This is a genomic window from Ruegeria meonggei (genome assembly GCF_900172215.1).
Lineage (GTDB): Bacteria > Pseudomonadota > Alphaproteobacteria > Rhodobacterales > Rhodobacteraceae > Ruegeria > Ruegeria meonggei.
Genome location: NZ_FWFP01000005.1, coordinates 364,311 through 386,739, shown reverse-complemented (window position 1 = coordinate 386,739; position 22,429 = coordinate 364,311). Strand labels below are relative to the sequence as shown.

General features: G+C 61.0%; 23 protein-coding genes. 14 read left to right on the top strand and 9 right to left on the bottom strand.

Annotated elements, in window-relative coordinates; all coding sequences use genetic code 11:
• Positions 1-139 precede the first annotated feature (139 nt).
• From deoC to RUM8411_RS10960, 4 genes are all read left to right on the top strand, one after another.
• Positions 140-1,138 (top strand): deoxyribose-phosphate aldolase, encoded by a 999-nt coding sequence (deoC, locus tag RUM8411_RS10975; RefSeq protein ID WP_085822724.1) that lies wholly within the window; start codon positions 140-142, stop codon positions 1,136-1,138.
• A 4-nt stretch (positions 1,139-1,142) separates the two neighbouring features.
• Positions 1,143-1,493: a hypothetical protein gene (locus tag RUM8411_RS10970; RefSeq protein WP_143534878.1), complete on the top strand. Its 351-nt coding sequence runs from the start codon at positions 1,143-1,145 to the stop codon at positions 1,491-1,493.
• Entirely contained in the window at positions 1,490-3,823 is a 2,334-nt protein-coding gene (locus RUM8411_RS10965; RefSeq protein WP_085822722.1) for an aldehyde dehydrogenase family protein, read from the top strand. The genes RUM8411_RS10970 and RUM8411_RS10965 overlap by 4 nt, the downstream gene beginning before the upstream one ends.
• Positions 3,824-3,951: 128 nt before the next feature.
• Entirely contained in the window at positions 3,952-4,683 is a 732-nt protein-coding gene (locus RUM8411_RS10960) for a cyclic nucleotide-binding domain-containing protein (RefSeq protein ID WP_143534877.1), read from the top strand.
• Between the two features lie 3 nt (positions 4,684-4,686).
• On the opposite strand, the gene RUM8411_RS10955 is transcribed toward RUM8411_RS10960, so the two are convergent.
• The 7 genes from RUM8411_RS10955 to RUM8411_RS10925 all read right to left on the bottom strand — a co-directional run bounded on the left by RUM8411_RS10955 (position 4,687) and on the right by RUM8411_RS10925 (position 13,145).
• A complete protein-coding gene (locus RUM8411_RS10955) occupies positions 4,687-5,991 on the bottom strand; it encodes a M16 family metallopeptidase (protein WP_085822720.1) in 1,305 nt (434 codons plus the stop codon).
• The gene (locus RUM8411_RS10950; protein WP_085822719.1) at positions 5,988-7,328 is read right to left on the bottom strand and encodes a M16 family metallopeptidase; all 1,341 of its coding nucleotides are present in this window, start codon (positions 7,326-7,328) and stop codon (positions 5,988-5,990) included. Before RUM8411_RS10950 ends, RUM8411_RS10955 begins: the two co-directional genes overlap by 4 nt.
• Before the next feature lie 81 nt (positions 7,329-7,409).
• Positions 7,410-7,928: a DUF3035 domain-containing protein gene (locus tag RUM8411_RS10945; protein WP_085822718.1), complete on the bottom strand. Its 519-nt coding sequence runs from the start codon at positions 7,926-7,928 to the stop codon at positions 7,410-7,412.
• A gap of 50 nt (positions 7,929-7,978) precedes the next feature.
• The gene (lspA, locus tag RUM8411_RS10940; protein WP_085822717.1) at positions 7,979-8,449 is read right to left on the bottom strand and encodes a signal peptidase II; all 471 of its coding nucleotides are present in this window, start codon (positions 8,447-8,449) and stop codon (positions 7,979-7,981) included.
• Positions 8,449-10,038: a bifunctional phosphoribosylaminoimidazolecarboxamide formyltransferase/IMP cyclohydrolase gene (purH, locus tag RUM8411_RS10935; RefSeq protein ID WP_085822716.1), complete on the bottom strand. Its 1,590-nt coding sequence runs from the start codon at positions 10,036-10,038 to the stop codon at positions 8,449-8,451. Before purH ends, lspA begins: the two co-directional genes overlap by 1 nt.
• Before the next feature lie 22 nt (positions 10,039-10,060).
• Positions 10,061-11,800, bottom strand: a complete 1,740-nt coding sequence (locus tag RUM8411_RS10930; protein ID WP_085822715.1) for a heparinase II/III family protein — start codon at positions 11,798-11,800, stop codon at positions 10,061-10,063.
• An 88-nt stretch (positions 11,801-11,888) separates the two neighbouring features.
• Positions 11,889-13,145 carry an RsmB/NOP family class I SAM-dependent RNA methyltransferase gene (locus RUM8411_RS10925; protein WP_085822714.1) on the bottom strand — a complete coding sequence of 419 codons (1,257 nt, stop codon included), beginning with the start codon at positions 13,143-13,145 and terminating at the stop codon, positions 11,889-11,891.
• 89 nt (positions 13,146-13,234) lie between these two features.
• Here RUM8411_RS10925 and RUM8411_RS10920 point away from each other — a divergent pair, with 89 nt between their 5' ends.
• Positions 13,235-13,417, top strand: a complete 183-nt coding sequence (locus RUM8411_RS10920; protein WP_085822713.1) for a DUF1674 domain-containing protein — start codon at positions 13,235-13,237, stop codon at positions 13,415-13,417.
• Positions 13,418-13,422: 5 nt separating this feature from the next.
• On the opposite strand, the gene RUM8411_RS10915 is transcribed toward RUM8411_RS10920, so the two are convergent.
• Positions 13,423-14,277, bottom strand: a complete 855-nt coding sequence (locus RUM8411_RS10915) for a LysR family transcriptional regulator (RefSeq protein WP_085822712.1) — start codon at positions 14,275-14,277, stop codon at positions 13,423-13,425.
• A gap of 98 nt (positions 14,278-14,375) precedes the next feature.
• On the opposite strand from RUM8411_RS10915, the gene tmpA reads away from it, so the two are divergent.
• The 4 genes from tmpA to RUM8411_RS10895 all read left to right on the top strand — a co-directional run bounded on the left by tmpA (position 14,376) and on the right by RUM8411_RS10895 (position 17,730).
• A complete protein-coding gene (gene tmpA, locus RUM8411_RS10910; RefSeq protein ID WP_085822711.1) occupies positions 14,376-15,512 on the top strand; it encodes a 2-trimethylaminoethylphosphonate dioxygenase in 1,137 nt (378 codons plus the stop codon).
• A complete protein-coding gene (tmpB, locus tag RUM8411_RS10905; protein ID WP_085822710.1) occupies positions 15,509-16,099 on the top strand; it encodes a (R)-1-hydroxy-2-trimethylaminoethylphosphonate oxygenase in 591 nt (196 codons plus the stop codon). Before tmpA ends, tmpB begins: the two co-directional genes overlap by 4 nt.
• The gene (locus RUM8411_RS10900) at positions 16,096-16,764 is read left to right on the top strand and encodes an ureidoglycolate lyase (RefSeq protein ID WP_085822709.1); all 669 of its coding nucleotides are present in this window, start codon (positions 16,096-16,098) and stop codon (positions 16,762-16,764) included. Before tmpB ends, RUM8411_RS10900 begins: the two co-directional genes overlap by 4 nt.
• Before the next feature lie 105 nt (positions 16,765-16,869).
• Positions 16,870-17,730 carry a hypothetical protein gene (locus RUM8411_RS10895; RefSeq protein WP_085822708.1) on the top strand — a complete coding sequence of 287 codons (861 nt, stop codon included), beginning with the start codon at positions 16,870-16,872 and terminating at the stop codon, positions 17,728-17,730.
• 6 nt (positions 17,731-17,736) lie between these two features.
• On the opposite strand, the gene dapB is transcribed toward RUM8411_RS10895, so the two are convergent.
• Complete coding sequence (gene dapB / locus RUM8411_RS10890) at positions 17,737-18,546, bottom strand: 4-hydroxy-tetrahydrodipicolinate reductase (RefSeq protein WP_085822707.1); 810 nt, start codon at positions 18,544-18,546, stop codon at positions 17,737-17,739.
• 92 nt (positions 18,547-18,638) lie between these two features.
• On the opposite strand from dapB, the gene rbfA reads away from it, so the two are divergent.
• The 5 genes from rbfA to RUM8411_RS10865 all read left to right on the top strand — a co-directional run bounded on the left by rbfA (position 18,639) and on the right by RUM8411_RS10865 (position 22,370).
• A complete protein-coding gene (gene rbfA, locus RUM8411_RS10885; protein WP_085822706.1) occupies positions 18,639-19,034 on the top strand; it encodes a 30S ribosome-binding factor RbfA in 396 nt (131 codons plus the stop codon).
• Positions 19,031-19,768 (top strand): phosphodiester glycosidase family protein, encoded by a 738-nt coding sequence (locus RUM8411_RS10880; protein WP_085822705.1) that lies wholly within the window; start codon positions 19,031-19,033, stop codon positions 19,766-19,768. The genes rbfA and RUM8411_RS10880 overlap by 4 nt, the downstream gene beginning before the upstream one ends.
• A gap of 60 nt (positions 19,769-19,828) precedes the next feature.
• On the top strand, positions 19,829-20,734 hold the full coding sequence (gene truB / locus RUM8411_RS10875; RefSeq protein ID WP_085822704.1) for a tRNA pseudouridine(55) synthase TruB: 906 nt from the start codon (positions 19,829-19,831) through the stop codon (positions 20,732-20,734).
• Positions 20,735-20,755: 21 nt separating this feature from the next.
• The gene (locus RUM8411_RS10870) at positions 20,756-21,259 is read left to right on the top strand and encodes a DUF1643 domain-containing protein (protein ID WP_085822703.1); all 504 of its coding nucleotides are present in this window, start codon (positions 20,756-20,758) and stop codon (positions 21,257-21,259) included.
• Between the two features lie 94 nt (positions 21,260-21,353).
• On the top strand, positions 21,354-22,370 hold the full coding sequence (locus RUM8411_RS10865; RefSeq protein ID WP_085822702.1) for a calcium-binding protein: 1,017 nt from the start codon (positions 21,354-21,356) through the stop codon (positions 22,368-22,370).
• Positions 22,371-22,429: the final 59 nt, after the last annotated feature.

Below are 22,429 nucleotides of genomic sequence, written 5' to 3'. Positions count from 1 at the left end.
AACGCTATTGCGAATTATTCGCAAGAAAGTGTTGATTTTTGTCCGTTTGGTCAAAAAATTTGCGCACGTTTCCCGGCTATGCCTTCCATTTATGCGCGACCCGTGCGATTTTGGCGCAAACCTCCCAAAGGACGTGAGTATGGAAACGCAGAGCTCAGAAAGCCCCGTGCGCACCGCGCATCTGCCGCAAGTGACCGAGCCCAGAAACCCCGGTATGGACCTTGATCTGGACTGGGTGCGCGCGGTGCAAGCCAACACCTCGGCGATTGAGCGCCGCGCCGCCACCCTGCCCGGTCGCCGGTCGGTCAAAAAGGACTATCAGGCCGCCTGGCTGCTGAAGGCTGTCACCATGATCGACCTGACCACATTGTCAGGGGATGATACGGTGGGTCGGGTGCGCAGGCTTTGCTCCAAAGCGCGCCAGCCCGTGGCACCCGCCACGTTGCAGGCGCTGGACATGCCGCCGATTACGACAGGTGCGGTTTGCGTGTACCACGATATGATCGAAGCCGCGGTCGAGGCTTTGAAAGGCACTGGCATTCCGGTGGCCGCCGTGTCCACCGGATTTCCTGCGGGTCTGTCGCCCTTTCATTTGCGCGTGGCCGAGATTGAAGAAAGCGTCAAAGCGGGCGCCGAAGAGATCGACATCGTCATCTCGCGCCGCCACGTCCTGTCCGGGGATTGGCAGGCCTTGTATGATGAGATGAAGGCCTTTCGCACAGCCTGCGGGGACGCACATGTAAAGGCCATCCTCGCCACCGGAGAGCTGGGTAGCCTGCGCAACGTCGCCCGCGCCTCACTGGTGTGCATGATGGCCGGGGCGGATTTCATCAAAACCTCAACCGGCAAGGAGAGCGTCAACGCGACGCTGCCAGTTAGCCTCGTGATGATCCGTGCCATCCGCGATTATTATGATCGCACCGGCTACCGTGTCGGCTACAAACCCGCGGGCGGCATTTCGAAGGCAAAAGACGCGTTGGTTTACCTGTCGCTAATCAAAGACGAACTGGGCGACCGCTGGCTCGAGCCGGACCTGTTCCGCTTTGGTGCGTCGTCCCTGCTGGGCGATATCGAGCGGCAGTTGGAACACTATGTAACGGGCGCGTATTCCGCCGGTTACCGTCACTCCATGGGGTAGTTCGATGGCGAATTCTGACTACATGCAAGGTACTTGGAAGTTAGTGGCCAATGGCATTGATGGAGTGCCGCTGAGAGCCTCTGAAGGGGATTTCGTTGGTGCGATTAAAGAAATAGACGACATCTGTGATGGCGCGCTTGAAGTTGAGGAGCGCGCTGACCTCCGAAACGAAGTTGAATGCCGACGACTAGAAGCACGAGTCGAAGTTTCCATGATGGCTAGGGATTTAAGACTATTTGCTGAATGTCTGCAAGAGATCGGAAAGTCGCGACGCTTTTCGAAGGAACGGCTCCACGAGAACATAGAGTTTTTTGGTGCTTCGATGAAACACATGCTTGAGAAACTTGAACAATGACTGTGAAAGAAATCTTCGAAACCATGGACTATGGCCCCGCCCCTGAAAGCGCCGCCGAGGCGCTGGCCTGGCTGGTCGATCAGGGCGATAAGTTTGGTCACTATATCGACGGCGCCTTCACCAAGCCCGGCAAGGGGTTCGACAGCCGCAATCCCGCGACCGGCGAAGTTCTGGCCAAGCTGACACAAGCCAAACAAGCGGATGTGGACGCAGCCGTAGCCGCCGCGCGCAAGGCGCAGCCGAAGTGGGAGAAACTGGGAGGCGCCGGCCGGGCACGGTGTCTTTACGCCATTGCCCGCCTGTTGCAAAAGCACTCGCGCCTGTTCGCGGTTCTGGAAAGCCTGGACAACGGCAAACCGATCCGTGAATCGCGCGATATCGATATCCCTCTGGTCCAGCGTCATTTCTACTATCACGCCGGCATGGCGCAGCTGATGGAAAGCGAACTGCCAGACGCGCAGGCGCTGGGGGTTTGCGGTCAGATCATCCCGTGGAACTTTCCGCTGCTGATGCTGGCCTGGAAAGTGGCGCCCGCACTGGCGATGGGCAATACGGTGGTTCTGAAACCGGCTGAGTATACCTCTCTGACTGCATTGCTGTTTGCCGATATCTGCACGCAGGCCGGACTGCCCAAGGGCGTCGTCAACATCGTCACAGGCGATGGTGCGGTGGGTGAGATGATTGTGGCCTCGGACGTGGACAAGATCGCCTTTACCGGATCAACCGCCGTGGGTCGCCGTATTCGTGAGGCGACGGCGGGTTCGGGCAAGGAACTGACATTGGAACTGGGTGGCAAGTCCGCTTACATAGTCTTTGACGACGCCGATATCGATTCAGCCATCGAAGGTCTGGTCGATGCGATCTGGTTCAATCAGGGTCAGGTCTGCTGCGCGGGGTCGCGCCTGCTGGTGCAGGAGGGCATCGCCGACCGCTTCCACAACAAGCTGCGCGCCCGGATGGATACCCTGCGCATCGGCGATCCACTGGATAAATGTATCGATGTGGGTGCAGTTGTAGACCCGGTCCAGTTGCAAACCATCAAGGGTATGGTCGACAGCAACACCGCCGGGCATATGCACCAGGCCGCGTGCGATCTGCCCGAGAACGGGTGTTTCTACCCGCCGACACTGATCTCGGGGTTGGAAACCTCGGACCCGCTGATGCAGGAAGAGATTTTTGGCCCGGTGCTGGTGTCCTCGACCTTCCGAACCCCGTCCGAGGCGGTCGAGCTGGCCAATAACACGCGCTATGGGCTGGCCGCGACGGTCTGGACCGAGAATGTGAACCTGGCGCTGGACATCGCGCCCAAGCTGGTTGCGGGCGTGGTCTGGGTGAATGCCACCAACCTCTTTGACGCCGCCGCCGGGTTTGGCGGCGTGCGGGAAAGCGGCTTTGGTCGTGAAGGCGGCTGGGAGGGGCTGACGGCCTATACCAAGCCCAAGGGCAAGGCCAAACCGCTGACCAAGATCGAGGCGGCCACAGGCGAGGGCGCACCGGTCGATCCGATTGACCGCACCGCCAAAATGTATGTCGGCGGCAAGCAGGCGCGGCCTGATAGCGGCTATTCGAAACCGGTCTGGGGCAAGTCCGGCTTGCTGGGTCACGTGGGCCTTGCCAATCGCAAGGATGTTCGCAACGCGGTTGAGGCCGCTGCTGGTGCCACGGGCTGGTCCAAAACCACCGGCCACCTGCGCGCTCAGATCCTGTACTACATTGGTGAAAACCTTTCGGCCCGCGCGAATGAATTTGCCACCCGTATCGACGCCATGACCGGCCGGAAAGATGGCGCGAAAGAAGTCGAGGCTTCGATCCAGCGCCTGTTTACCGCCGCTGCCTGGGCCGACAAGTATGACGGTCAGGTGCATGGCGTCCCGATCCGGGGTGTGGCCATTGCGATGAAGGAACCAACCGGTGTCATCGGCGCGCTCTGCGCCGATGAGGCGCCGCTGCTGGGGCTGATCTCGGCCATGGCGCCGGCGATTGCGATGGGCAACCGGCTGGTGCTGGCGGCATCCGAGCCTTACCCGCTGGCGGCAACGGATTTCTATCAGATCCTGGAGACCTCGGACGTGCCTGCGGGCGTGGTCAACATCCTAACCGGCAGCCACGCGGAACTGGCGAAACCGCTGGCCTCGCATCTGAACGTGGATGCGGTCTGGAGCTTTTCGTCCAGCGACCTGTCGGCAGAGATCGAGAAAGCGTCTGCCGGAAACCTGAAACGCGTATGGGTCAATAACGGCATGGCCACCGACTGGCACACAGATCATTCGCGCCGGTTTCTGCAGGCCGCCACAGAAGTCAAAAATGTCTGGGTGCCCTACGGCGAGTAGGGCCCCGGTATCAGCGGCGCAGGTTAAAGCGCATTCATAAATGTCCATAACTTGTGAAGCTGTTCATATACAGCTTCACCCAGCTGCCCCAGCGTAAGGCCCATTCAAAGTATTGAGTGGGTCTGGTTATGTTGAGTTTTCCGTTTGAAATCCCTGAAGTTGTTCAGGTGGCCACGATGGTCGGCGTATTTGGCGCGGGTCTGTACATCCTGGGCTACTTCATGTTGCAGATGGGGTTCATCCGCGGGAATGGAACCCTGTACCCAATTCTGGTGATAACCGCCGCTGGTTGTGTTCTGTTCAGCATGTCGGAAGAGTTCAATCTGGCCGGTTCAATCATTCAGCTGGCCTATATCTCGATCTCGATCCTGGGCCTGCTGCGTGGATTTCTGTCCAGACATCTGGTGCGGTTTTCCGATGACGAGCGCCAGTTCATCGCCCTGCACCTGGAATCGCTGAAACCCCATCAGGCCCGGAAATTACTGAACACCGCCACGACCAAGACCTATGACAACGGCGACATCCTGATCGAGGAAGGCAAGACAACCGACTTTCTGGGCTTTGTCCTGAGCGGTCGGACCACGATTCTGAAAAACGGCCGGGTCATCAATCAATGCGGGGAGGATGAGATTTTGGGTGAACTGACATTTGGCCTCGGCCTACCTGCCACGGCCACGGTCATCGCCACGGAACCCACAAAATGCCTGGTGTTCGACAATATCCGCCTGACCCGCCTGCTGCGGCGCAACCGTCATATCGACGACGCGTTGAAGGCCGCGCATTTCCGGCATACGCGGCAAAAACTGCTCAGCAGTAACAAGCACACGCTGCGGGCGCAGAGACGCCCCGCAGCCGCTTAAAACTCAGCCGTCCAGCCCTTCGGGCTTGCCGACGATGGTAAAGTGCAGCCCGTCGGGATCCAGCAATTCCGATGCGACCCGGTTCACGTCTTCCAGAGTGACCGCGTTCACCTTGTCGTTGCGGGTGATGATATAGTCGATGGGCAGGTCATCCATCTGCATCCCGACCATGATTCCCGCGATCTGTCCGTTGCCGTCAAACCGCAACGGATAAGCGCCGGTCAGATAGGTCTTGGCATCGTCCAGCTCTTTCTGGGTCACGCCCTCGGATGCGGCACGCGCCCATTCGTTGCGGATCACCTCGACCGCTTCGGCGATGCGATCATTGGCCGAGGACACGGACCCCAGATAGACCGAGGCCAAATCCTTGGGCACCAGATAGGTCGCGACGCCGTAGGTCAGGCCACGTTTTTCGCGCACTTCCTGCATCAGGCGGCTTTCGAAGCCACCGCCCCCAAGAATGTGGTTCAGAACAAAGGCCGCAAAGAAATCGGGATCGTCCCGGTCAATACCCGCATGCCCAAACAGGGCCACGGATTGCGGGGTGTCGAAGTCGACAACGCTGACACCGCCGGAAATGGTCACATCTGCCCGGTCCGGAATGGCTTTGCCGGTATCAGGCAAGTCCGCCAAAAGCGTGTCCAGCAGCGCGCCCAGCTCTTCCGGGGTAATATCGCCAACCGCACCGACATAGAGCCGATCCTTGGCAAGCACATTGTCATACGCGGTGACCACATCTTCGCGGGTCAGGGCGCTGACGCTGTCAATCGTGCCCTTGCCTTCCGAGCCGTAAGGGTGATCGCCATAGGCCATCTGCGCAAAGCTGCGCCCGGCAATATCATTTGGGTCAGTTTGATCCGAGCGCAGGCCAGACAGAACCTGCGCCTTCACACGGTCCACTGCATCCTGGTCAAAACGTGGCTCGTGAATCGTGGTGCGGAGCAGTTCAATGACTTGGTCGCGGTTTTCAGTCAGGAATTGCGCGGAAATAGACACCGAGTCATCGGACGCATTGTACCCGAAGGACGCCGCCAGCGATTCCAGCTCGCGCGCATAGGTGCGGGCGTCCATATCACCTGCGCCCTCTTCGATCAGGCCGCTCATCAGATAGACGGCACCGCGTTTGCCCGGTTCATCCAATGAGGTGCCGCCCCGAAAGCGCATATCCAGCGCAGTGAAGGGAATCGAGTGATCCTCGACCAGCCAGGCTGTTATGCCACCGGGCGAGGTGACCTGTTTAATGTCAATCTCGGCCCAGGCGGGCAGCGCGATGACAAAGGCGATCAGGGTTGCGAAGATCCGTTTCATTGCGTCACCTCATCGTCGCGCATCAGCCAGCCAGTGACTGACGTTTCGGGTTGCAGCACTTCGCGCGCGGCGGCCAGGATTTCGTCGCTGGTCACGGCCTGCAGGACATCGGGCCAAGCCTGCACGTCCTCGACCGTCAGGCCACTGGTCAGGGCACGGCCATAACGATTGCCGATCCCGTCCACATTGTCGCGCGCATAGGTCTGCGCGGCGCGCAGCTGCATCTTGATCCGCTCAAGATCGTCTTCGTTCACACCCTCGGCGATAAACGAGACCACGGCTTGATCCATGGCATCTTCGGCCTCTTGCAGCGACACGCCCTGCGCCGGGACGATCAGCAGATCAAAGGTCGTATCATCCAACGACACACCCCGATAGAAGGCACCGGTATAGACGGCCATCTGCTGTTCGAACTGCAGCTTTTCGTTCAGGTAAGACGTGGTGCTGCCGCCCAGCAACTCGGCCAGCAAGAACAAGGCGGCGGCCTTTTCCTGCGCTCCGGCATCGCGTTCCGGCGCAAGATAGCTGCGCTGCACATAAGGCTGCGACACACGCGCATCTTTGTAGGTTAGGCGGCGTTCGGCCGTTTGCGGCGGTTCTTGTGACCGCACACGCTCGGGCAGGTCCGGATTGGCCGGGATGACGCCGTAATACTGCTCGGCCAGGGATTTGACATCGTCGGGTTCTACATCCCCGGTCACCACCAGAATGGCGTTATTGGGCGCGTAATGGGTCTGATAGAAGGACAACGCGTCCTCCATATCCAGTTCTTCCATCTCGTGCATCCAGCCGATGATCGGCACGCCATAGCGGTGGTTCAGGTACTGCGCTGCACTCATCTGCTCACCAAACAGGGCACGGGGGTTGTTTTCGGTGCGCTGGTTGCGTTCCTCAAGGATCACGTCTCGTTCGGTCAGGATGTCCTCTTCAGACAGGCGAATGTTGCGCATCCGGTCCGCCTCCATCCGCATCATCAGCTCCAGCCGGTCGGCGGCGACGCGCTGGAAATAGGCGGTATAGTCGTATGAGGTAAACGCGTTGTCATTGCCGCCATTGGCGGCGACGGTGGCAGAAAACTCACCCGGAGCCAGCGTATCGGTGCCCTTGAACAGCAGATGTTCCAGGAAATGCGCCACGCCAGAGGACCCGATCGGCTCGTCCGCCGATCCGGCGCGATACCAGACCATGTGTTGCACGACCGGCGCGCGGTGATCTTCGATCACAACAACGTCCATGCCGTTGTCCAGCGTGAAGGTGGTGACCGCTTCGTGACCATCCGCAGCAAAAACCGGGGTGGCGGCGATCAAGGCGGCAGACAATGCCAGAGCCCGAACCATGGGGCGTCCTCCGTTTCGTTTATGGGTTTCAAACTACGGTGGAGCCGCGCAGGTTCAAGGCTGATGACAAAAAGTTAAGGATTATTCATCAGCCGGAGGCGCAGAGGGCGTCTCGATCCCGGCGCGCCGTGCAGCCTGAGTTTGCTTACTGGCATCCAGCGCCTGACGGCGATAGACCTGTGAATAGCGATCCACCTTGAACAGGCGCAGCTGTGTCAGTCGACCCTGACGGCGACGGAATTCGGCATCCTCAGTATCGACAACTTGCCGCGTATTCGCCGTAACGCCATAGCGGCTGGACGCGGAAACAAGTGCCGAATCCGAGGACGGAATCGCATTGCCCGGCGTCAGCGCCGCAGCATTGCCACCCAGTGCGACAACCGCGTCGGCCTTGGGATTGGGATCCGTCAGGTTCGCCCCACCCGGCGAGGGGGCAGGCAAAAAGCCATAGTCCTGCGGCTGCGTCAGCGGCTTGACCGGCATCACCGCAAACTCATCGGGGCCCGGCCCCGGCGCCTCAAGGTGGCGCAGGCCGATGTTAGAACACCCAGCGGCCGCAAAGGCCAATGTCACAGCAAATATTGAACGCGGCAACCGCATCAGAGTCTCCAGCCTGTTTCAGGCGCTTTTATCGCATTTCCCAAGGCACGTCACGAGGGCTTTTTGCCCTCGAACAACACAAGTCCGATGGCACCGCCAAAGATGAACACATCCGCAAGATTGAACACAAAAGGGTTGTTGATGCCACAGCACGACATGTTGAGGAAATCCAGCACATAGCCGTATAGCAGCCGATCGACGACATTGCCGATTGCGCCACCGATCAGCAGCCCGCCGGATATCATCATCAGTTTCGACGGCGTCGATCGCATCAGCCAGATCAGAACCCCGACCGAGATGGCCACCGAGATACCGATCAGCACCCAGCGGGCAGCTTCGGTATTGCCCTGGAACAGACCAAAGTTGATGCCGCGATTCTCGCCGTATTTGAACACCAGCAGCGGTGGCAGAACATCGATATCGCCTGCCGCCACCCGCATTACATGAACGACCAGATACTTGCTGATCTGGTCGATCAAAGTGGCAGCCAGAGCAGCCCAGATTAAGGGACGGTATCGCATCAGTGACGGAAATGGCGCATGCCGGTGAAGACCATGGCCAGCCCGACCTCGTCTGCGGCCGCGATCACCTCGTCATCGCGCATCGACCCGCCGGGCTGGATCACACATGTGGCTCCGGCCTCGGCGGCTTCCATCAAGCCGTCGGGAAAGGGGAAGAACGCATCGGACGCCACTGCAGACCCGATGGTCAACGGCTGCGGCAGGCCCAGCGCCTCGGCCATGCGTTCAGCTTTTTTGGCGGCGATCAGGGCGGAATCGATGCGGCTCATCTGGCCGGCGCCCACGCCCACGGTCGCCCCACCCTTGACGTAGACGATGGCGTTGGATTTGACATGTTTCGCCACTTTCCAGGCAAACAGCAGATCGCGCATCTGGTCTTCAGACGGGGCCTTTTTGGTGACGACCTTCAAGTCATCCATGCCGACAAAGCCGTTATCCTTGTCCTGCACCAGCAGGCCACCGGCCACCTGACGCACGGTCTTGCCGCCAGCAGACACATCCGGCAGTGCATCGGTTGTCAACAGACGCAGATTCTTTTTGGCCGCAAAGATCGCCCTGGCCTCATCCGAGGCACCGGGGGCAATCACCACTTCGGTAAAGATACCGGTGATTTCCTGCGCGGTTGCGGCGTCCAGCGGCTGGTTCAGCGCTACAATACCACCAAAGGCCGAGGTGCGGTCGCAGTCAAATGCGGCCTTGTAAGCATCCAGCAGCGTGGTCCCTGTCGCCACTCCACAGGGGTTGGCGTGTTTGATGATGGCACAGGCGGCCCCATTGGTCGGATCAAACTCGGCGACCAATTCGAATGCTGCATCTGTGTCGTTGATGTTGTTATAGCTCAGTTCTTTGCCCTGATGTTGCACGGCAGTGGCCACACCCGGACGGTCGGTGCCATCGGTATAGAACGCAGCCGTCTGGTGGCTGTTCTCGCCATAGCGCAGGGTCTGTTTCATCTCACCGGCAAAGGCGCGGCGGCGTGGCGCTTCTAGATCCAGCGCATCCGCCATCCAGTTCGACACAGCCGCGTCATAGGCCGCCGTGCGCGCATAAGCGGTTTGCGCCAGCCGCTGCCGGAAGGCGTAAGAGGTCTGGCCGTCATTTGCCGCTAGTTCCGCCAGCAGCGCATCATAATCCTGAACGTCCACAACCACATTGACGAAACTATGGTTCTTGGACGCGGCGCGGATCATTGCCGGGCCACCGATATCGATATTTTCAATGCATTCGTCATAGCCCGCGCCTTTGGCCACGGTGGCCTCAAACGGATAGAGGTTCACGACCAGCAGATCGATGGCACCGATGCCGTGTTCCTCCATCGCAGCCACATGGGTGTCGTTGTCGCGCAGCGCCAGCAACCCGCCATGAACCATCGGGTGCAGGGTCTTGACCCGGCCATCCATCATCTCGGGGAAGCCGGTAAGCTCGCTCACATCTTTGACCGCAAGCCCGGCATCCCGCAGCGCCCGCGCCGTGCCGCCGGTCGACAGCAGTTCGACCCCGCGCTCTGCCAGCGCCTTACCCAGCTCGATTAGTCCGGTCTTGTCGGAAACGGAAAGCAACGCGCGGCGCACGGGGTGAAGATCGGTCATGGGTCCAAAGGTCCTTTTGGCGTCAGTCAAACTCGGGCTCGTCCCGGTGCAGATCGCGCACGGCATAGGCAGTGTCCTGCGCCTTGCTCAATGTCCACCGGATGCGCGTCGCATACTCCATTGCGCGCCCGGATAGAACGATCTGTTTTGTCGCGCGTGGCTTTAGCCGACCCTTTTCAAGGTAAACGCTTGGCTCGACTGACAATTTTCCCACACCGTCATGGCGAAAAACCCAGATCTCTCCGCTCTTGAGCGCCATCGACACCGCTGCACCGCCCAAATCAATGGCCGCGTCCACGTCCGGATGCAGGTGAAAATGGATATCAAAGCCGATGCCTTTCATCCCCGAGGCATCCAGCGCCTTGTCAAACTGCCTCTTGGACTTATCGGTGGCGGTCAGCAAAATATCCTCACCGGTCAGTTCGCGGCCGTCAAAACGCAGCTCGAACGTGCGGGCGTGGGTCAAACCAAAAACCTTGGCATAGCCATCATGCCCCACCATAAAGCGCGTCCCCTCAAACGCCTCTTCGAAATCGACCGGCACGTCCTGTGGCGCGTCGACCAAAGCCTCGTTTTCGGTGCCGGGGGCCGGGGGTGCCAGCCGGGCACTGGAATAACCGTCCAGACACAGGGTCGAATGAGACGGCGTGGCACGTCCAGCGCGGCGCCATTCCGAGCCAAAGCTACCACCAGCCCCGCAATTCACGATCAGGGGACGTCGCCCCGAGGTCAGCTCAAATGCCAGGGTCGACGCATGAGCGTTGAACGACGCGGCCCCTTTCGGCGGCGTGGCTGCATCGACGATTACACTGGTACGTGCGGCATAGAGACGGGCAAATCCCATCGCCAGACCGGTTGCATGGTTCGGTCTGACCCCACTTTGAGCCAAAGCCTGATCCAACCGCCCTTCAACCCCGCGGCCACCGCCGTGAAAACGCGCCAGCCCACCGTCGGAATGCCGCAGGCTGCGCAGGGTCGGGGCCATGCGTTTGATCGCATTGGATTGCGCACCGGGCGTGCCCCGCCCCAGATCGCTAAGCGCAGCCGAGGTCCAGGCCAGCAGCGTGAACACATCCAGCAATTCCTGCGGGTTGCGAGTCGAAATGCCGCCCTTCTGATCGATCTGCTTTTCGCATTCCCGCGCCAGGGCGCGCAAAGCGGGGTCTGCCATCTGCTCCAGACCTTCAAGCGCAAGCCCCGCCTGTACCAGCCCGGCCAGCGACTCGAACCGGGGCAGGCCGGGTGTTGCTGCAGACCAGCGTTTTGAAAGGAACCATGTTTGCTGTGCCAAAGCGCGAAAGAACAGTTCCTGTTGCGTTTCATTTCTGCCGCGCAGCAAAAACACCGCGTGGTTGATCCAGCGTATCACGCGCCGTCCGGTCAGGTCCGGGGCCCAACCGGGGCCGTGACCGCGGCCATGCGCCTCAATCCAGCCCCAAACCCACCGCTGGGCTTTTTCCCGCGCCCGCATATCGCCGACGGCTGCCAGATCATCCAGCCAGGCAAATCCGTGGCGTTCGTCATCGAACCCTTTGCTGGGCGCGACGACATCCCACAGGTTGGTGTCCTGTGCTTCGACCAGATACCCTGCAAATAAAAGATTTCCTGCCACCAATTGCCGCCCACGGGCAAAAGAGCCGACAGTGCGCGGTTCTGGCTCTCCCACAAAACCGGTGACCGCCTTGCGCCGCTGACTGAGGCGTGCGTAGAGACGGTTCTGAAACCGTGTCCACCGATTGGTCATGGTATCTGAGTTTGACATGACGCTCGTTACTCTGCCCCTTGCGCTCTGCTGGCGCCTGAACCAACGATAGACCGGGGCGATCGTCAAGTCATCGAAAAGCGTGCCCTTAGGGCGTTTTGTTCAGGCAGGCCACGTAAAAGCCGTCCATACCGCCCAGATCCGCCCAATAATCAGGGCGCAGGCGCAGACCGCCTTCTACGGTAATCCAGCCCGCATCCACACCCGGGACATTGAGCGCGTCCCGGTCGATGCGCATATCCGGATACTGCGCCAGCGCCTCTTCAATCTGCACTTCGCCTTCATCCGGCAGCAGGGAACATGTGCAATACACCAGCCGCCCACCAGGCTTCAGCAGGGTCCAGGCATGGGCAAGCATGTGCGCTTGCAACTCGATCAACCCGCCGAACTCTGATCCATCCTTGGCAAAGGGCAGATCCGCGTGCCGCCGGATCGTTCCCGTGGCCGAACAGGGTGCGTCCAGCAGGATGGCGTCGTACTGGCCCTGATGTTCCAGCGCGTCGCCTGCGATGATCGTGGCGGTCAGACCTGTGCGCGCAAGGTTTTCACGCACCCGTTCAAGACGCGCCTCTGAAATATCAAGCGCGGTGACCTCAGCCCCGGCAGCGGCCAGTTGCAGCGTCTTGCCACCCGGCGCCGCGCAAAGGTCCAGAACAGCCTCACCTTCTTTGGGGGCCAGAATCTGTACAGGCACAGCAGCAGCGGCGTCCTGTACCCACCAATCACCTGCATCAAAACCCGGAAGGGTCGAGACCTGCCCCGCATCCCTAACGCGCATCGAACCGGTTGGCAGGGCATCACCGGGACCCTGAGTGCCCGGTTTCAGCGAAATATCCAGCGGGGCACCGGCGAAATGCGCCCGTTCCATACCCGCGACAGCCTCGGCCCCCCAGGCCATAATCAGCGGATCGCGCAGCCAGTCCGGCAGGCGCGGCACCCGCATCCTGGGCCAGGCCTCGGGCCCTTCGGCCGCCACTTTGCGCAGCACCGCATTCACCAACCCCTTGAGTCGTCCGTGTTTGCGTGAACGCCCGACGATCTCGACCATGGAATTGACCACGCCATGCGCCGCCTCGCCGTGGCACAGTTCGACCGCACCAAGGCGCAGCGCGTTATGGACCGTCAGATCGGGGGTACGGTTCAGGTGATTGTCCAGCAGTCGGTCGGCACGTTCCAGCCCGCGCAGGGTTTCCAGCGTCAGGCGTTGCGCCCGCGCGCGATCTTCCGGCCCCAGCCGGTCCAGTGCGCCTGCGGCCAAACATTCGGGCAACAGCCGGCCCTCACCCAATATCTGATCCAGCAGATAGATCGCGCTACGCCGCGCCGCTGTTGCGTTGTCGGACATGGAACCGCCTTTGATGTGACTCTCGCCCGCATTGCCATTGGCGGACGGGGGCGTATATCAAGCCCGTGCACGGAAAGGAACCCGATGTCATGAGCGACGACCGCAAAGACCTGCCCCCAGCCGCCCAGCGCGCTTTGGCCGAGGCCGAAGACCGCCGCCGCAAGGCTGAAGCCGAGGCCAAAGAGAGGCCAAAGGAATTGGGCGGGCGCGACGGCCCCGACCCCGCCCGGTATGGCGATTGGGAGAAAAAGGGCATCGCGATCGATTTCTGATCGTTTTAGCCGCGCAATGCCGTCAGGAAGTCGTCGATCAACGCGCGCTGCTTTTTCGACCGCACCCGATCCTCGGGCCATGTCAGCCAATAACCTTCGCGCGTTTCCAGCGCTGGAAGGTCCAGGCTGCTCAGCTGACCCGCTCGGGTGTTGCCCGCCGCAAGTGGCACAGACCCCAGCACAACCCCCATCCCCTGACGTGCAGCCGCAATGGAGTGGCCCATCGAATCGAAGCTGACATGGGCAGGTGGCAGGTCCTCAACACCGGCGCTGCGCGCCCAGTCCCTCCACCCCGGTCGCTCGCCGCGTTGATCAATCAGCGGGGCACCCCATGCGATGTCCGGCGCAGCCATCGGCACAAGCACCTCTTTTGCGATCAATGCTGCTTCGCGCCCGGGCCAGGCCCCGCGCCCATAGCGAATCTGCAACCAGGTCTTTTCCTCATCCAGTGACGAACGGCGAGCCACCGAATCCGTCATCAGCCGCACCTTGGGCTGCAGCGTTAGAAACCGCGGGATGCCCGGCAATACCAGCGCATAGATATGCGAGGACAGACCGGCCACGCGCAATTCACGCGGCGAGGTTCCGAACAAGTCCTCGGTATTGTGCTCTAGTGCCCGCAGGCTGTCCTGCACCAACGGCAGATAGCTTTCGCCTTCGATCGTCAGCGACACACCGCGTGCCTCGCGCACAAACAGGGTGCGGCCCAGCCAGGCCTCAAGGTTGCCGATCCGCTGGCTGACAGCCGCCTGCGTCAGGCCAAATTCGCGCGCGGCGGCAGAAAACCCACCCAGCCGCCCGGCGGCCTCGAACACGCGCAGCCAGTCCAGCGGGGGCAGGCCGATCTTTTTCCTAGCCATTAGTTTTTCCAAGCCTCAGCAGAAAGAAGGATTAATTGTAGTAATGTCATGAGGCGCGTATTTCCTCAAGCAAAGCCCGCGCGAACAGGAGAGACCCCATGCTGCGCTCTGCCACCCACACGCCTACGGTTGTTACCGTTGAATTCGACACCGGTACCCAAGCCCGGTTTCACGCCATCTGGCTGCGCGACAATGCGCTGGACCCTGAGACCCGCTCGCCGGGTAACGGGCAGCGCCTGATCACCGTCGGGGACATTCCCACCGACATCAGGATCGACGCGGCTGAGGTTGTCGATGGGGATCTGCGCGTCACGTTCCAGCCCGAAGATAAATCGGTGACCTTCCCCTCTGATTGGCTGGCCACCCACATCTATGACCACGATCAGGACGCGGATTTCGGGCGCACAGCCCCCGGCATCACCACATGGCAGCGTGGTATCGACGCGCCCGTCGCGCACTGGGCCGAAGTGCACGCCACCCCCGCCGTGAAACGCAACTGGCTGGCGGCTGTCGCCGAATATGGATTTGCCAAGCTGACCGGCGGCCCGACCGAACCTGAAGCCCTGCTGAAGGTCGCTGACCTGTTCGGTTATGTGCGCGAGACCAACTATGGCCCCTATTTCGAAGTGCGGACCGAGGTGAACCCGACCAACCTCGCCTATACCGGGCTGGGGCTGCAGGCCCATACCGACAACCCCTATCGCGATCCGGTGCCGACGCTGCAGATCCTTTATTGCCTGGAAAACAGTGCCGAGGGCGGCGAGTCCATCGTTGTCGACGGCTTCCGCGCCGCCGAGAAACTGCGCGATCAGAACCCTGACGGCTTTGCCCTCCTGGCCGGTTACCCGGCGCGGTTCGAATACAAAGGCTCGGACGGGGTCTGCCTGCGCTCGCGCCGCCCGATGATCGAACTGTCGCCGGATGGTGAACTGGTTGGCATCCGCTTTAACAACCGCTCCTCCGCGCCCTTCGTGGATGTGCCGTTTGACAAGATGGAGGCCTATTACGCCGCCTATCGCCAGTTGGGTGAAATCATCGACGACCCGGCCATGGGCGTGTCGTTCAAACTGGAACCGGGCGAGAGCTTTATCGTCGACAACACCCGCGTGCTGCACGCGCGGCTGGGCTATTCCGGCGCGGGCTCGCGCTGGTTGCAGGGGTGTTACGCCGACAAGGACGGGTTGCTGTCCACCCTAGCCGCGATGCAGATGGCAACGCCGGAGGCGGCGGAATGAAACCCGATTTTTCGACCCTAAGTCGCGACAATATCGTGGCCTTCATCGGTGACATCTTCGACCGTCGCGGCGGTGAGGAATATTTGGGCGAGCCGGTCACCATGGCGGAACATATGCTGCAAGGCGCCACCATCGCCGAACAGAATGGCCAGTCTGAAGAGATCATCGTCGGGGCGTTGCTGCATGACATCGGCCATTTCACATCCGAGTTCGGTACTTATCATCCAGACGACACCGAAGACCGCCATCACGAGGACGCGGGGGCCGAGGTGCTGGAGCAGTTCTTCCCCTCGGTCATCACCGATTGCTGCCGCTATCACGTTGCGGCCAAACGCTATCTCTGCGCCACCAAGCCCGAATATTTCAACCGCCTGTCTGCTGCCTCGGTCCACACGCTGGAGTTGCAGGGCGGCCCGATGAGTGCCGATGAGGTCACCGCGTTCGAAGCCAACCCGAACCTGAAAGAGATCATTCAGGTCCGGTATCTGGATGAGGCCGGCAAACGCGCCGATATGGACACACCCGATTATGCACATTTCGCACCGATGGTGCAGCGCATGGTCGACAAACACTTGGGGGCCACATGAACGCACCGGAATATATCTTCGAAGCCAGCAGCAAGCCCTCGCTGCCCTGGCACGAGGTGCCCCTGATCCGGGCCACTGATGCGTCGGTCAAGGGCTACGGCTGTCTAGTTGATGATCCCGAGGGGTTCGAGATCGAAATCGCCCGCTGGCCGCAACAGGGCTGGCGGCCCATTGACGAAGGCACCGGCGACGAAGGCGGCTGGGTCGAAGGCACGTTTCACGGCGAATGGAAGGGCGATGTGCTGTATGGCAAGAACGAAGCGGTCAACGGCCACTACGTCCTCGGTTGGTCGACCGATCCGCAGCGGGCACAGATGGCACAGCGAACGGCGCCGCGCGATCAGGTCTTACTGTGGCATATGAACTATCACCCGGATGGCGGGCAGATGTTCTGGCCACTGGACAACAAGCCTTTCATCATCCCCGCAGCCCTGCCCGGCGACAACCTGACGCCGGAAAAGGTGGTGGCGTTCTGGTGCGACGGGACGCAGGGGCTCTATATCCATCCCGGCATCTGGCACGAGGGGATCTTTCCTGTCGAAGACGACCAGCGGTTTCTCGACCGGCAAGGTGCGGTTCACGCGCGGGTCAGCGCCGATATCGGCAAAGAGTTCGGCGTTTATCTGGCTTGCCCGTTGCGGGCGGACAAGATCAGGGAGCTGTGACCAGCGGGACTATGGGGGGCGCAAAGTTTCAGAAACCTTTAACCTTTGCGCCCAACATCTGTGATACTCTCGACACACACCGCCATATTGTACGGGAGGCATCGCATGGGCCTGAGCAGGCGCAGAATTGTTCAACTTGGCACCGCCGCAACGGTCGGTACGATACTGCCGCTGCGGGCCATCGCCGCCGCAGATCAGAATGACGGTTTCGAACAGGATTTCGGCGACACGGTGACACGCCTGAAGATGGCGTTTGCCCAGCTGGGGTTCACCGAGACGCAACCGCTGCCGCTTGCCACCGGACTCGACGACTATAACGGCGGGCTGCGCCACGATTTCGATCAATCCGCACTGCCCTCCAATGCGTTTGTGATCCAGCCTCTGGCCCGGCTGGGCGATGTTGATGAGAAATCCCGCACAGATATCCTGCCGCTGTTTCATGAGGTCGGCTGCCATCCGGCCGCAAGCGCTGATGGTCAAACCGCAACCCGGCTGATGATGCGCCTTCTAAGAGAAGAATTTGATCTCGACCCCGCGCGGATTGCCTTTGTCAGCGTTCCGCAATCAGGCGACATGCGCCCGGTGCTGGATCAGATTGACCTGCCCTTTGCCGATAAGGTTCTGCTGCGGGATGAGGTCGAAGCGCTGGCCGCCCGCGATGCCTCGGGCTTTTTCTTTCCCGATCCGTTTGGCGATGCCTACATTGTAACCATGGGCGTTTACTATCGCGTTGGCGGTACAAATGAGCCCGCGCCGAAGGTTTATCCACCCTCGGACAACTGGACCGAGATCGGCGAGATCATGATCGGGGGCGAGGCCGCTCCGGTAGGGATATCCATCGGGGCTGAACGTCTTACCTATGCCCGGACCGGGAAGTTCCCGACATGGGACCAGCGGTTGGGCGCGTTGTTTGCTCAGGTTGAACAGGACGGCACAGAACCGCCCGGGCTGGCCACATTCCGGTGAAGGGGCCTACAGCCCCAGCACATCAACCATGTCATATTGGCCGGGGGATTTGCCCTGCCCCCACAGTGCCGCCTTCAGCGCCCCACGGGCAAAGATCGCCCGGTCGGTGGCCAGATGGCGCAGCACGATGCGCTCTCCGGGGGCTGCAAACAGCACGTCATGTTCGCCCACAATGTCGCCTCCACGAATGGCATGAAAGCCAATGTCACCGCGTTTGCGCGCCCCGGTAATACCATCGCGGCCCCGGTCGGACACTTCGGCCAGATCGATCCCGCGCCCCTCAGCTGCGGCCTCACCCAGCATCAGCGCGGTGCCCGAGGGCGCGTCGACCTTGTGGTGGTGATGGCCTTCGATCACTTCGATGTCGAAATCCTCATCCAGCGCGGCGGCGACCTTTTTGGTCAGTTGCACCAGCAGATTGACCCCAAGGCTCATGTTGCCCGCCCGCACGATCACCGCGTGGCGCGACGCGGGCTCCAGTGCGGCGATCTGTTCGTCGCTCATCCCGGTGGTGCCGATCACATGCACACAGCGCGCCTGCGCGGCCAGAGCGGCAAATTCCAGCGTCGCCTCGGGTGCGGTGAAGTCGATCACCGCCTGTGCCTGTGCGAACGCTTCCAGCGGGTCATCTGTCACCGTCACGCCCAGCGCAGCACCGCCCATGGCCACACCCACATCCTGGCCAATCCAATCGTGGCCCGAACGCTCGACCACACCAACCAGACGCGCCTGATCGCTGTCGGTCACGGTCTTGATCAGCATCTGCCCCATACGGCCCGAAGCCCCTGTGATGACGATCCCCGGAATATGGGTCATTGCGCTGGTCCTTTTGCTAAAGTCGGCTCAAAGCCTCCTACCCGGTTCGCGCCCGCTTGGCAAAGCCCCGCTTTGCACTTAGATCGGGGTTTATGGCAAAGAACAAATTCCACGATGGCCCCGGCCCCTCTCAACGACAGCTGCGTGTTGGCGAACTGATCCGCCGCACCCTGTCCGAAGTTCTGGCGCGCGGAGATGTCCACGACCCCGACCTGAACCGCATGTCAATCACCGTGGGCGAGGTCCGCACCTCACCCGATCTCAAGATCGCCACCGCCTATGTGCTGCCGTTGGGCGGCAAAGGTCAGGAAGACGTGATCGAGCTGCTGGCCCGCAACAAACACGAGCTGCGCCGCATGGTTGGCAAAAAGGTCGGGCTGAAATTCTCACCCGATCTGCGGTTCCGTTTGGATGACACGTTTGATCGTCTGGACGACACCCGCCGCATGTTCGATCAGGACGCGGTGCGCCGCGATCTGGACGAGTGATCCGCAGCGCTGTCACATTGGGCGCAGTCCTTTGGGCGGCGCAAGCAGGCGCAGTCACCTGTGAAAAGCTGGCCCATGAGGACAAGCGGTTCACCATTTGCGAGGTGGATGCCGCCAACGAAGACCTGCGCCTGTTTCTCAATGACGAAAACGGGGATCTGCTGGGGCATTTCTCATCCGTGAACGAGGCGCTAGCCCCCGACGGTGAGCGTCTGGCTTTTGCGATGAACGCGGGCATGTATCACGATGACCGTGCGCCCGTTGGCCATTATGTCGAAAACGGAGAGGAGGTCATGCGTGTGATCTCGAACCCCGGTCCCGGCAATTTCGGCCTGTTGCCCAACGGGGTGTTCTGCATTCGCGAGGGCCGCGCCGATGTGTTCGAGACGCTGGATTTCGTCGATCAAGCCCCCGACTGCCGGTTCGCCAGCCAATCCGGCCCGATGCTGGTGATCGATGGTCAACTACACCCTCGCTTCCTGCCCGATTCGACTTCGCGCTATGTGCGCAACGGGGTCGGCACCAGCGCGGATGGCACGCGGGCGGTTTTTGCGATTTCCGAAGATTACGTCACCTTCCACGAGTTTGGCAGCCTGTTCCGCGACGTGCTGGACACGCCGAATGCGCTGTTCTTCGACGGCAATATCTCACGCATGTATGACCGAGCGAACAATCGGTCCGACGTCGGATTTTCGCTGGGGCCGATCGTGGGTGTGGTCGAAGATACACCCTGAAATTGACAGGGGTGATGTGATCCGCTAGGTCGCGCGCCTCGGTTATGAACAAGGTGCAAGATGGGACGCAAACGCAAAGGCCGCGACATTTCCGGTTGGCTGGTGGTGGACAAGCCCGCAGGCATGACCTCGACCGCTGTGGTCAACAAGGTGCGCTGGGCGATGGACGCGAAAAAGGCGGGCCATGCCGGCACGCTGGACCCCGAGGCCACCGGCGTGCTGGCCGTGGCACTGGGCGAGGCGACCAAAACCATTCCCTATATCACCGACGCGCTCAAGGCCTATACGTTCACTGTGCGCCTGGGGCAGGCTACCAACACCGATGATGCCGAAGGCGAAGTGATTGCGACCAGCGATGCGCGTCCGACGGATGATGAGATCAAGGAAGCGCTCGCGCCCTTTATCGGTGAAACCCTGCAAGTACCGCCCAAATTCTCGGCTGTGAAGATCGATGGTCAGCGTGCCTATAAGCTGGCCCGCGATGGCGAGGATGTGGAACTGGCAGCCCGCCCGTTATGGGTCGAGGAGCTGGTTCTGGTTGATCGCCCCGACGCCGATCACGTCACGCTGGAAATGACTTGTGGTAAAGGCGGCTATGTCCGGTCCGTCGCCCGCGACTTGGGTGCGGCACTGGGGTGCCACGGCCATGTCCGCGAGCTGCGCCGCATCTGGTCCGGCCCGTTCGAGGCCAAGGACGGTCTGAGCATCGAACAGATCGACGAGATGGCCAAATCCGCCGCGCTGGACGACCACCTGCATCCGCTGGAAACCGGCCTGACAGACCTGCCCGAACTGAAATGCACACCCGAAGGCGCCACCCGTCTGCGTAATGGCAATCCAGGCATGGTTCTGGCGGCAAACGTGGAATACGGCGATGAGGCCTGGGCCTCATTGGAGGGTCAGGCCGTGGCCGTCGGCATCTACAAATCCGGTGAATTGCATCCCAGCCGGGTGTTCGTCACCTGATCTGCATGCTAGTCGACACCCATGATCACCCGCACACACACCAAGGGCGACGCGCCCTCAACCGCTGTTTATTCTGACTGCGAGAAGTATCGCTATAGCCTGACCCGCATCTGGGATCCGGCCGGCCGCAAAGCGCTGTTTGTGATGCTGAACCCGTCAACCGCGACCGAGGTGCAGAACGACCCCACAGTCGAGCGTTGCGAACGCCGCGCGCGGGCGCTGGGGTTTGGCGCATTCCAGGTCACCAACATCTTTGCCTGGCGCGACACTGATCCACGCAAAATGCGCGCCGCAGCCGATCCGGTCGGGCCGGAAAATGATGCCACCATTCTGGACGGGGTCACCTGGGCTGATCAGGTCATCGCTGCCTGGGGCACCCACGGCGCGCATCTGGATCGCGGCCCGGCTGTCGAACACCTGCTGCGCGGCACCGGGCAGCCTCTGTTCCATTTGGGGCTTACCAAGGGCGGCCATCCCAAGCACCCGCTGTACATCGCCTACACCCAGCAACCCGAAGCGTGGTGACAAAGGGTTAACCACGGACTCCGCTAGGCTTTGACCAACCGGTTGACCTCATGGGATATTTCATCCTCGGAGCAGTCGTTCACGGAGGGTTCCCATGTTTCTGATCGGATTGCTGAGCCTTGCGGCCGTCGGTGGCGCTGCCTACGCCGTCAGCGACGCCTTTGATGCCGAAGGCGATCCCGAAGACGACAACATCACCGATGAGAATGTCGACGATATCTCTGACGGCAAATTCCTTGAGATTGATGACACCGTCGAAGAGCCCCCTGCGCCGGGGTCTCCCTCGACCGGGACAATCATATCTGAACACGAAGGCGATCTGGTCATTGCCGGAACTGACAGCCCGGATGTGCTGACGGGGCAAGAGGGCGACGATCAGATCAAAGGGTACGGGGCAGACGACACCATAGACGGAGGCGCAGGTGACGATGTGCTATTCGGGGCCGAGGGCATGGACACGCTGCAGGGCGGGGAAGGCGATGACATTCTGCATGGTGAAGACGGCGCAGACCTGCTGTCAGGGGATGAGGGCGAAGATGCGCTGTACGGCCATTCCGGCGACGACACTCTTGCGGGGGGCGACGGCGACGATACGCTCTTTGGTGGGCAGGACGACGACACGCTATCCGGCGATGAAGGCGACGACGCGTTGCTTGGCGGCTATGGAGATGACACGCTGCAGGGCGGCGCAGGTACGGGCACACTGTTCGGCGGCGACGGCGATGATACACTGACAGGCGACGACGCTGAAAATGAACCTGCAACCGACTTTTTGAACGGCGGTGCCGGGAATGACACGATCCTGGCCGGCAGCGGCGACATCGTAACCGGCGGCGACGGCGCGGATGAGGTTGTTCTGGACCCGGACGCCGAAGACGACGCCGTGACCGTGATGGATTTCCAACCCGGACAGGACAAGCTGCTGATCTCATGGGAAGGGCAGGAAGACCCCGACATCCAGATCGAGGCTGACACCGAAAACGAAGACCTGACCCATGTCTTGGTCGACGGGCAGGACGTCGCCCAGCTGTTAGGGGCCGAGGGGTTGACGGCCGACGATATCCAGCTGATCACCCAGGCGGAATTGGCGCAGCTCAGCAGCTTTGGCTGAACTTGCAGAAACCTTTTGCCATTTGCTGAAAATCCGCATATATGCGCGCATCCGTATCG

Bases quoted from the DNA above. Each gene is read 5' to 3' on its own strand.
- RUM8411_RS10895 (WP_085822708.1), top strand. From the start codon at position 16,870: ATGGGCCTGAGCAGGCGCAGAATTGTTCAACTTGGCACCGCCGCAACG.
- RUM8411_RS10950 (WP_085822719.1), bottom strand. From the start codon at position 7,328: ATGGTTCGGGCTCTGGCATTGTCTGCCGCCTTGATCGCCGCCACCCCG.
- RUM8411_RS10970 (WP_143534878.1), top strand. From the start codon at position 1,143: ATGGCGAATTCTGACTACATGCAAGGTACTTGGAAGTTAGTGGCCAAT.
- RUM8411_RS10965 (WP_085822722.1), top strand. From the start codon at position 1,490: ATGACTGTGAAAGAAATCTTCGAAACCATGGACTATGGCCCCGCCCCT.
- purH (WP_085822716.1), bottom strand. From the start codon at position 10,038: ATGACCGATCTTCACCCCGTGCGCCGCGCGTTGCTTTCCGTTTCCGAC.
- lspA (WP_085822717.1), bottom strand. From the start codon at position 8,449: ATGCGATACCGTCCCTTAATCTGGGCTGCTCTGGCTGCCACTTTGATC.
- RUM8411_RS10920 (WP_085822713.1), top strand. From the start codon at position 13,235: ATGAGCGACGACCGCAAAGACCTGCCCCCAGCCGCCCAGCGCGCTTTG.
- RUM8411_RS10930 (WP_085822715.1), bottom strand. From the start codon at position 11,800: ATGTCAAACTCAGATACCATGACCAATCGGTGGACACGGTTTCAGAAC.
- RUM8411_RS10870 (WP_085822703.1), top strand. From the start codon at position 20,756: ATGATCACCCGCACACACACCAAGGGCGACGCGCCCTCAACCGCTGTT.
- RUM8411_RS10900 (WP_085822709.1), top strand. From the start codon at position 16,096: ATGAACGCACCGGAATATATCTTCGAAGCCAGCAGCAAGCCCTCGCTG.
- RUM8411_RS10865 (WP_085822702.1), top strand. From the start codon at position 21,354: ATGTTTCTGATCGGATTGCTGAGCCTTGCGGCCGTCGGTGGCGCTGCC.
- rbfA (WP_085822706.1), top strand. From the start codon at position 18,639: ATGGCAAAGAACAAATTCCACGATGGCCCCGGCCCCTCTCAACGACAG.
- RUM8411_RS10945 (WP_085822718.1), bottom strand. From the start codon at position 7,928: ATGCGGTTGCCGCGTTCAATATTTGCTGTGACATTGGCCTTTGCGGCC.
- truB (WP_085822704.1), top strand. From the start codon at position 19,829: ATGGGACGCAAACGCAAAGGCCGCGACATTTCCGGTTGGCTGGTGGTG.
- RUM8411_RS10925 (WP_085822714.1), bottom strand. From the start codon at position 13,145: ATGTCCGACAACGCAACAGCGGCGCGGCGTAGCGCGATCTATCTGCTG.
- deoC (WP_085822724.1), top strand. From the start codon at position 140: ATGGAAACGCAGAGCTCAGAAAGCCCCGTGCGCACCGCGCATCTGCCG.
- dapB (WP_085822707.1), bottom strand. From the start codon at position 18,546: ATGACCCATATTCCGGGGATCGTCATCACAGGGGCTTCGGGCCGTATG.
- RUM8411_RS10960 (WP_143534877.1), top strand. From the start codon at position 3,952: ATGTTGAGTTTTCCGTTTGAAATCCCTGAAGTTGTTCAGGTGGCCACG.
- RUM8411_RS10955 (WP_085822720.1), bottom strand. From the start codon at position 5,991: ATGAAACGGATCTTCGCAACCCTGATCGCCTTTGTCATCGCGCTGCCC.
- tmpB (WP_085822710.1), top strand. From the start codon at position 15,509: ATGAAACCCGATTTTTCGACCCTAAGTCGCGACAATATCGTGGCCTTC.
- tmpA (WP_085822711.1), top strand. From the start codon at position 14,376: ATGCTGCGCTCTGCCACCCACACGCCTACGGTTGTTACCGTTGAATTC.
- RUM8411_RS10915 (WP_085822712.1), bottom strand. From the start codon at position 14,277: ATGGCTAGGAAAAAGATCGGCCTGCCCCCGCTGGACTGGCTGCGCGTG.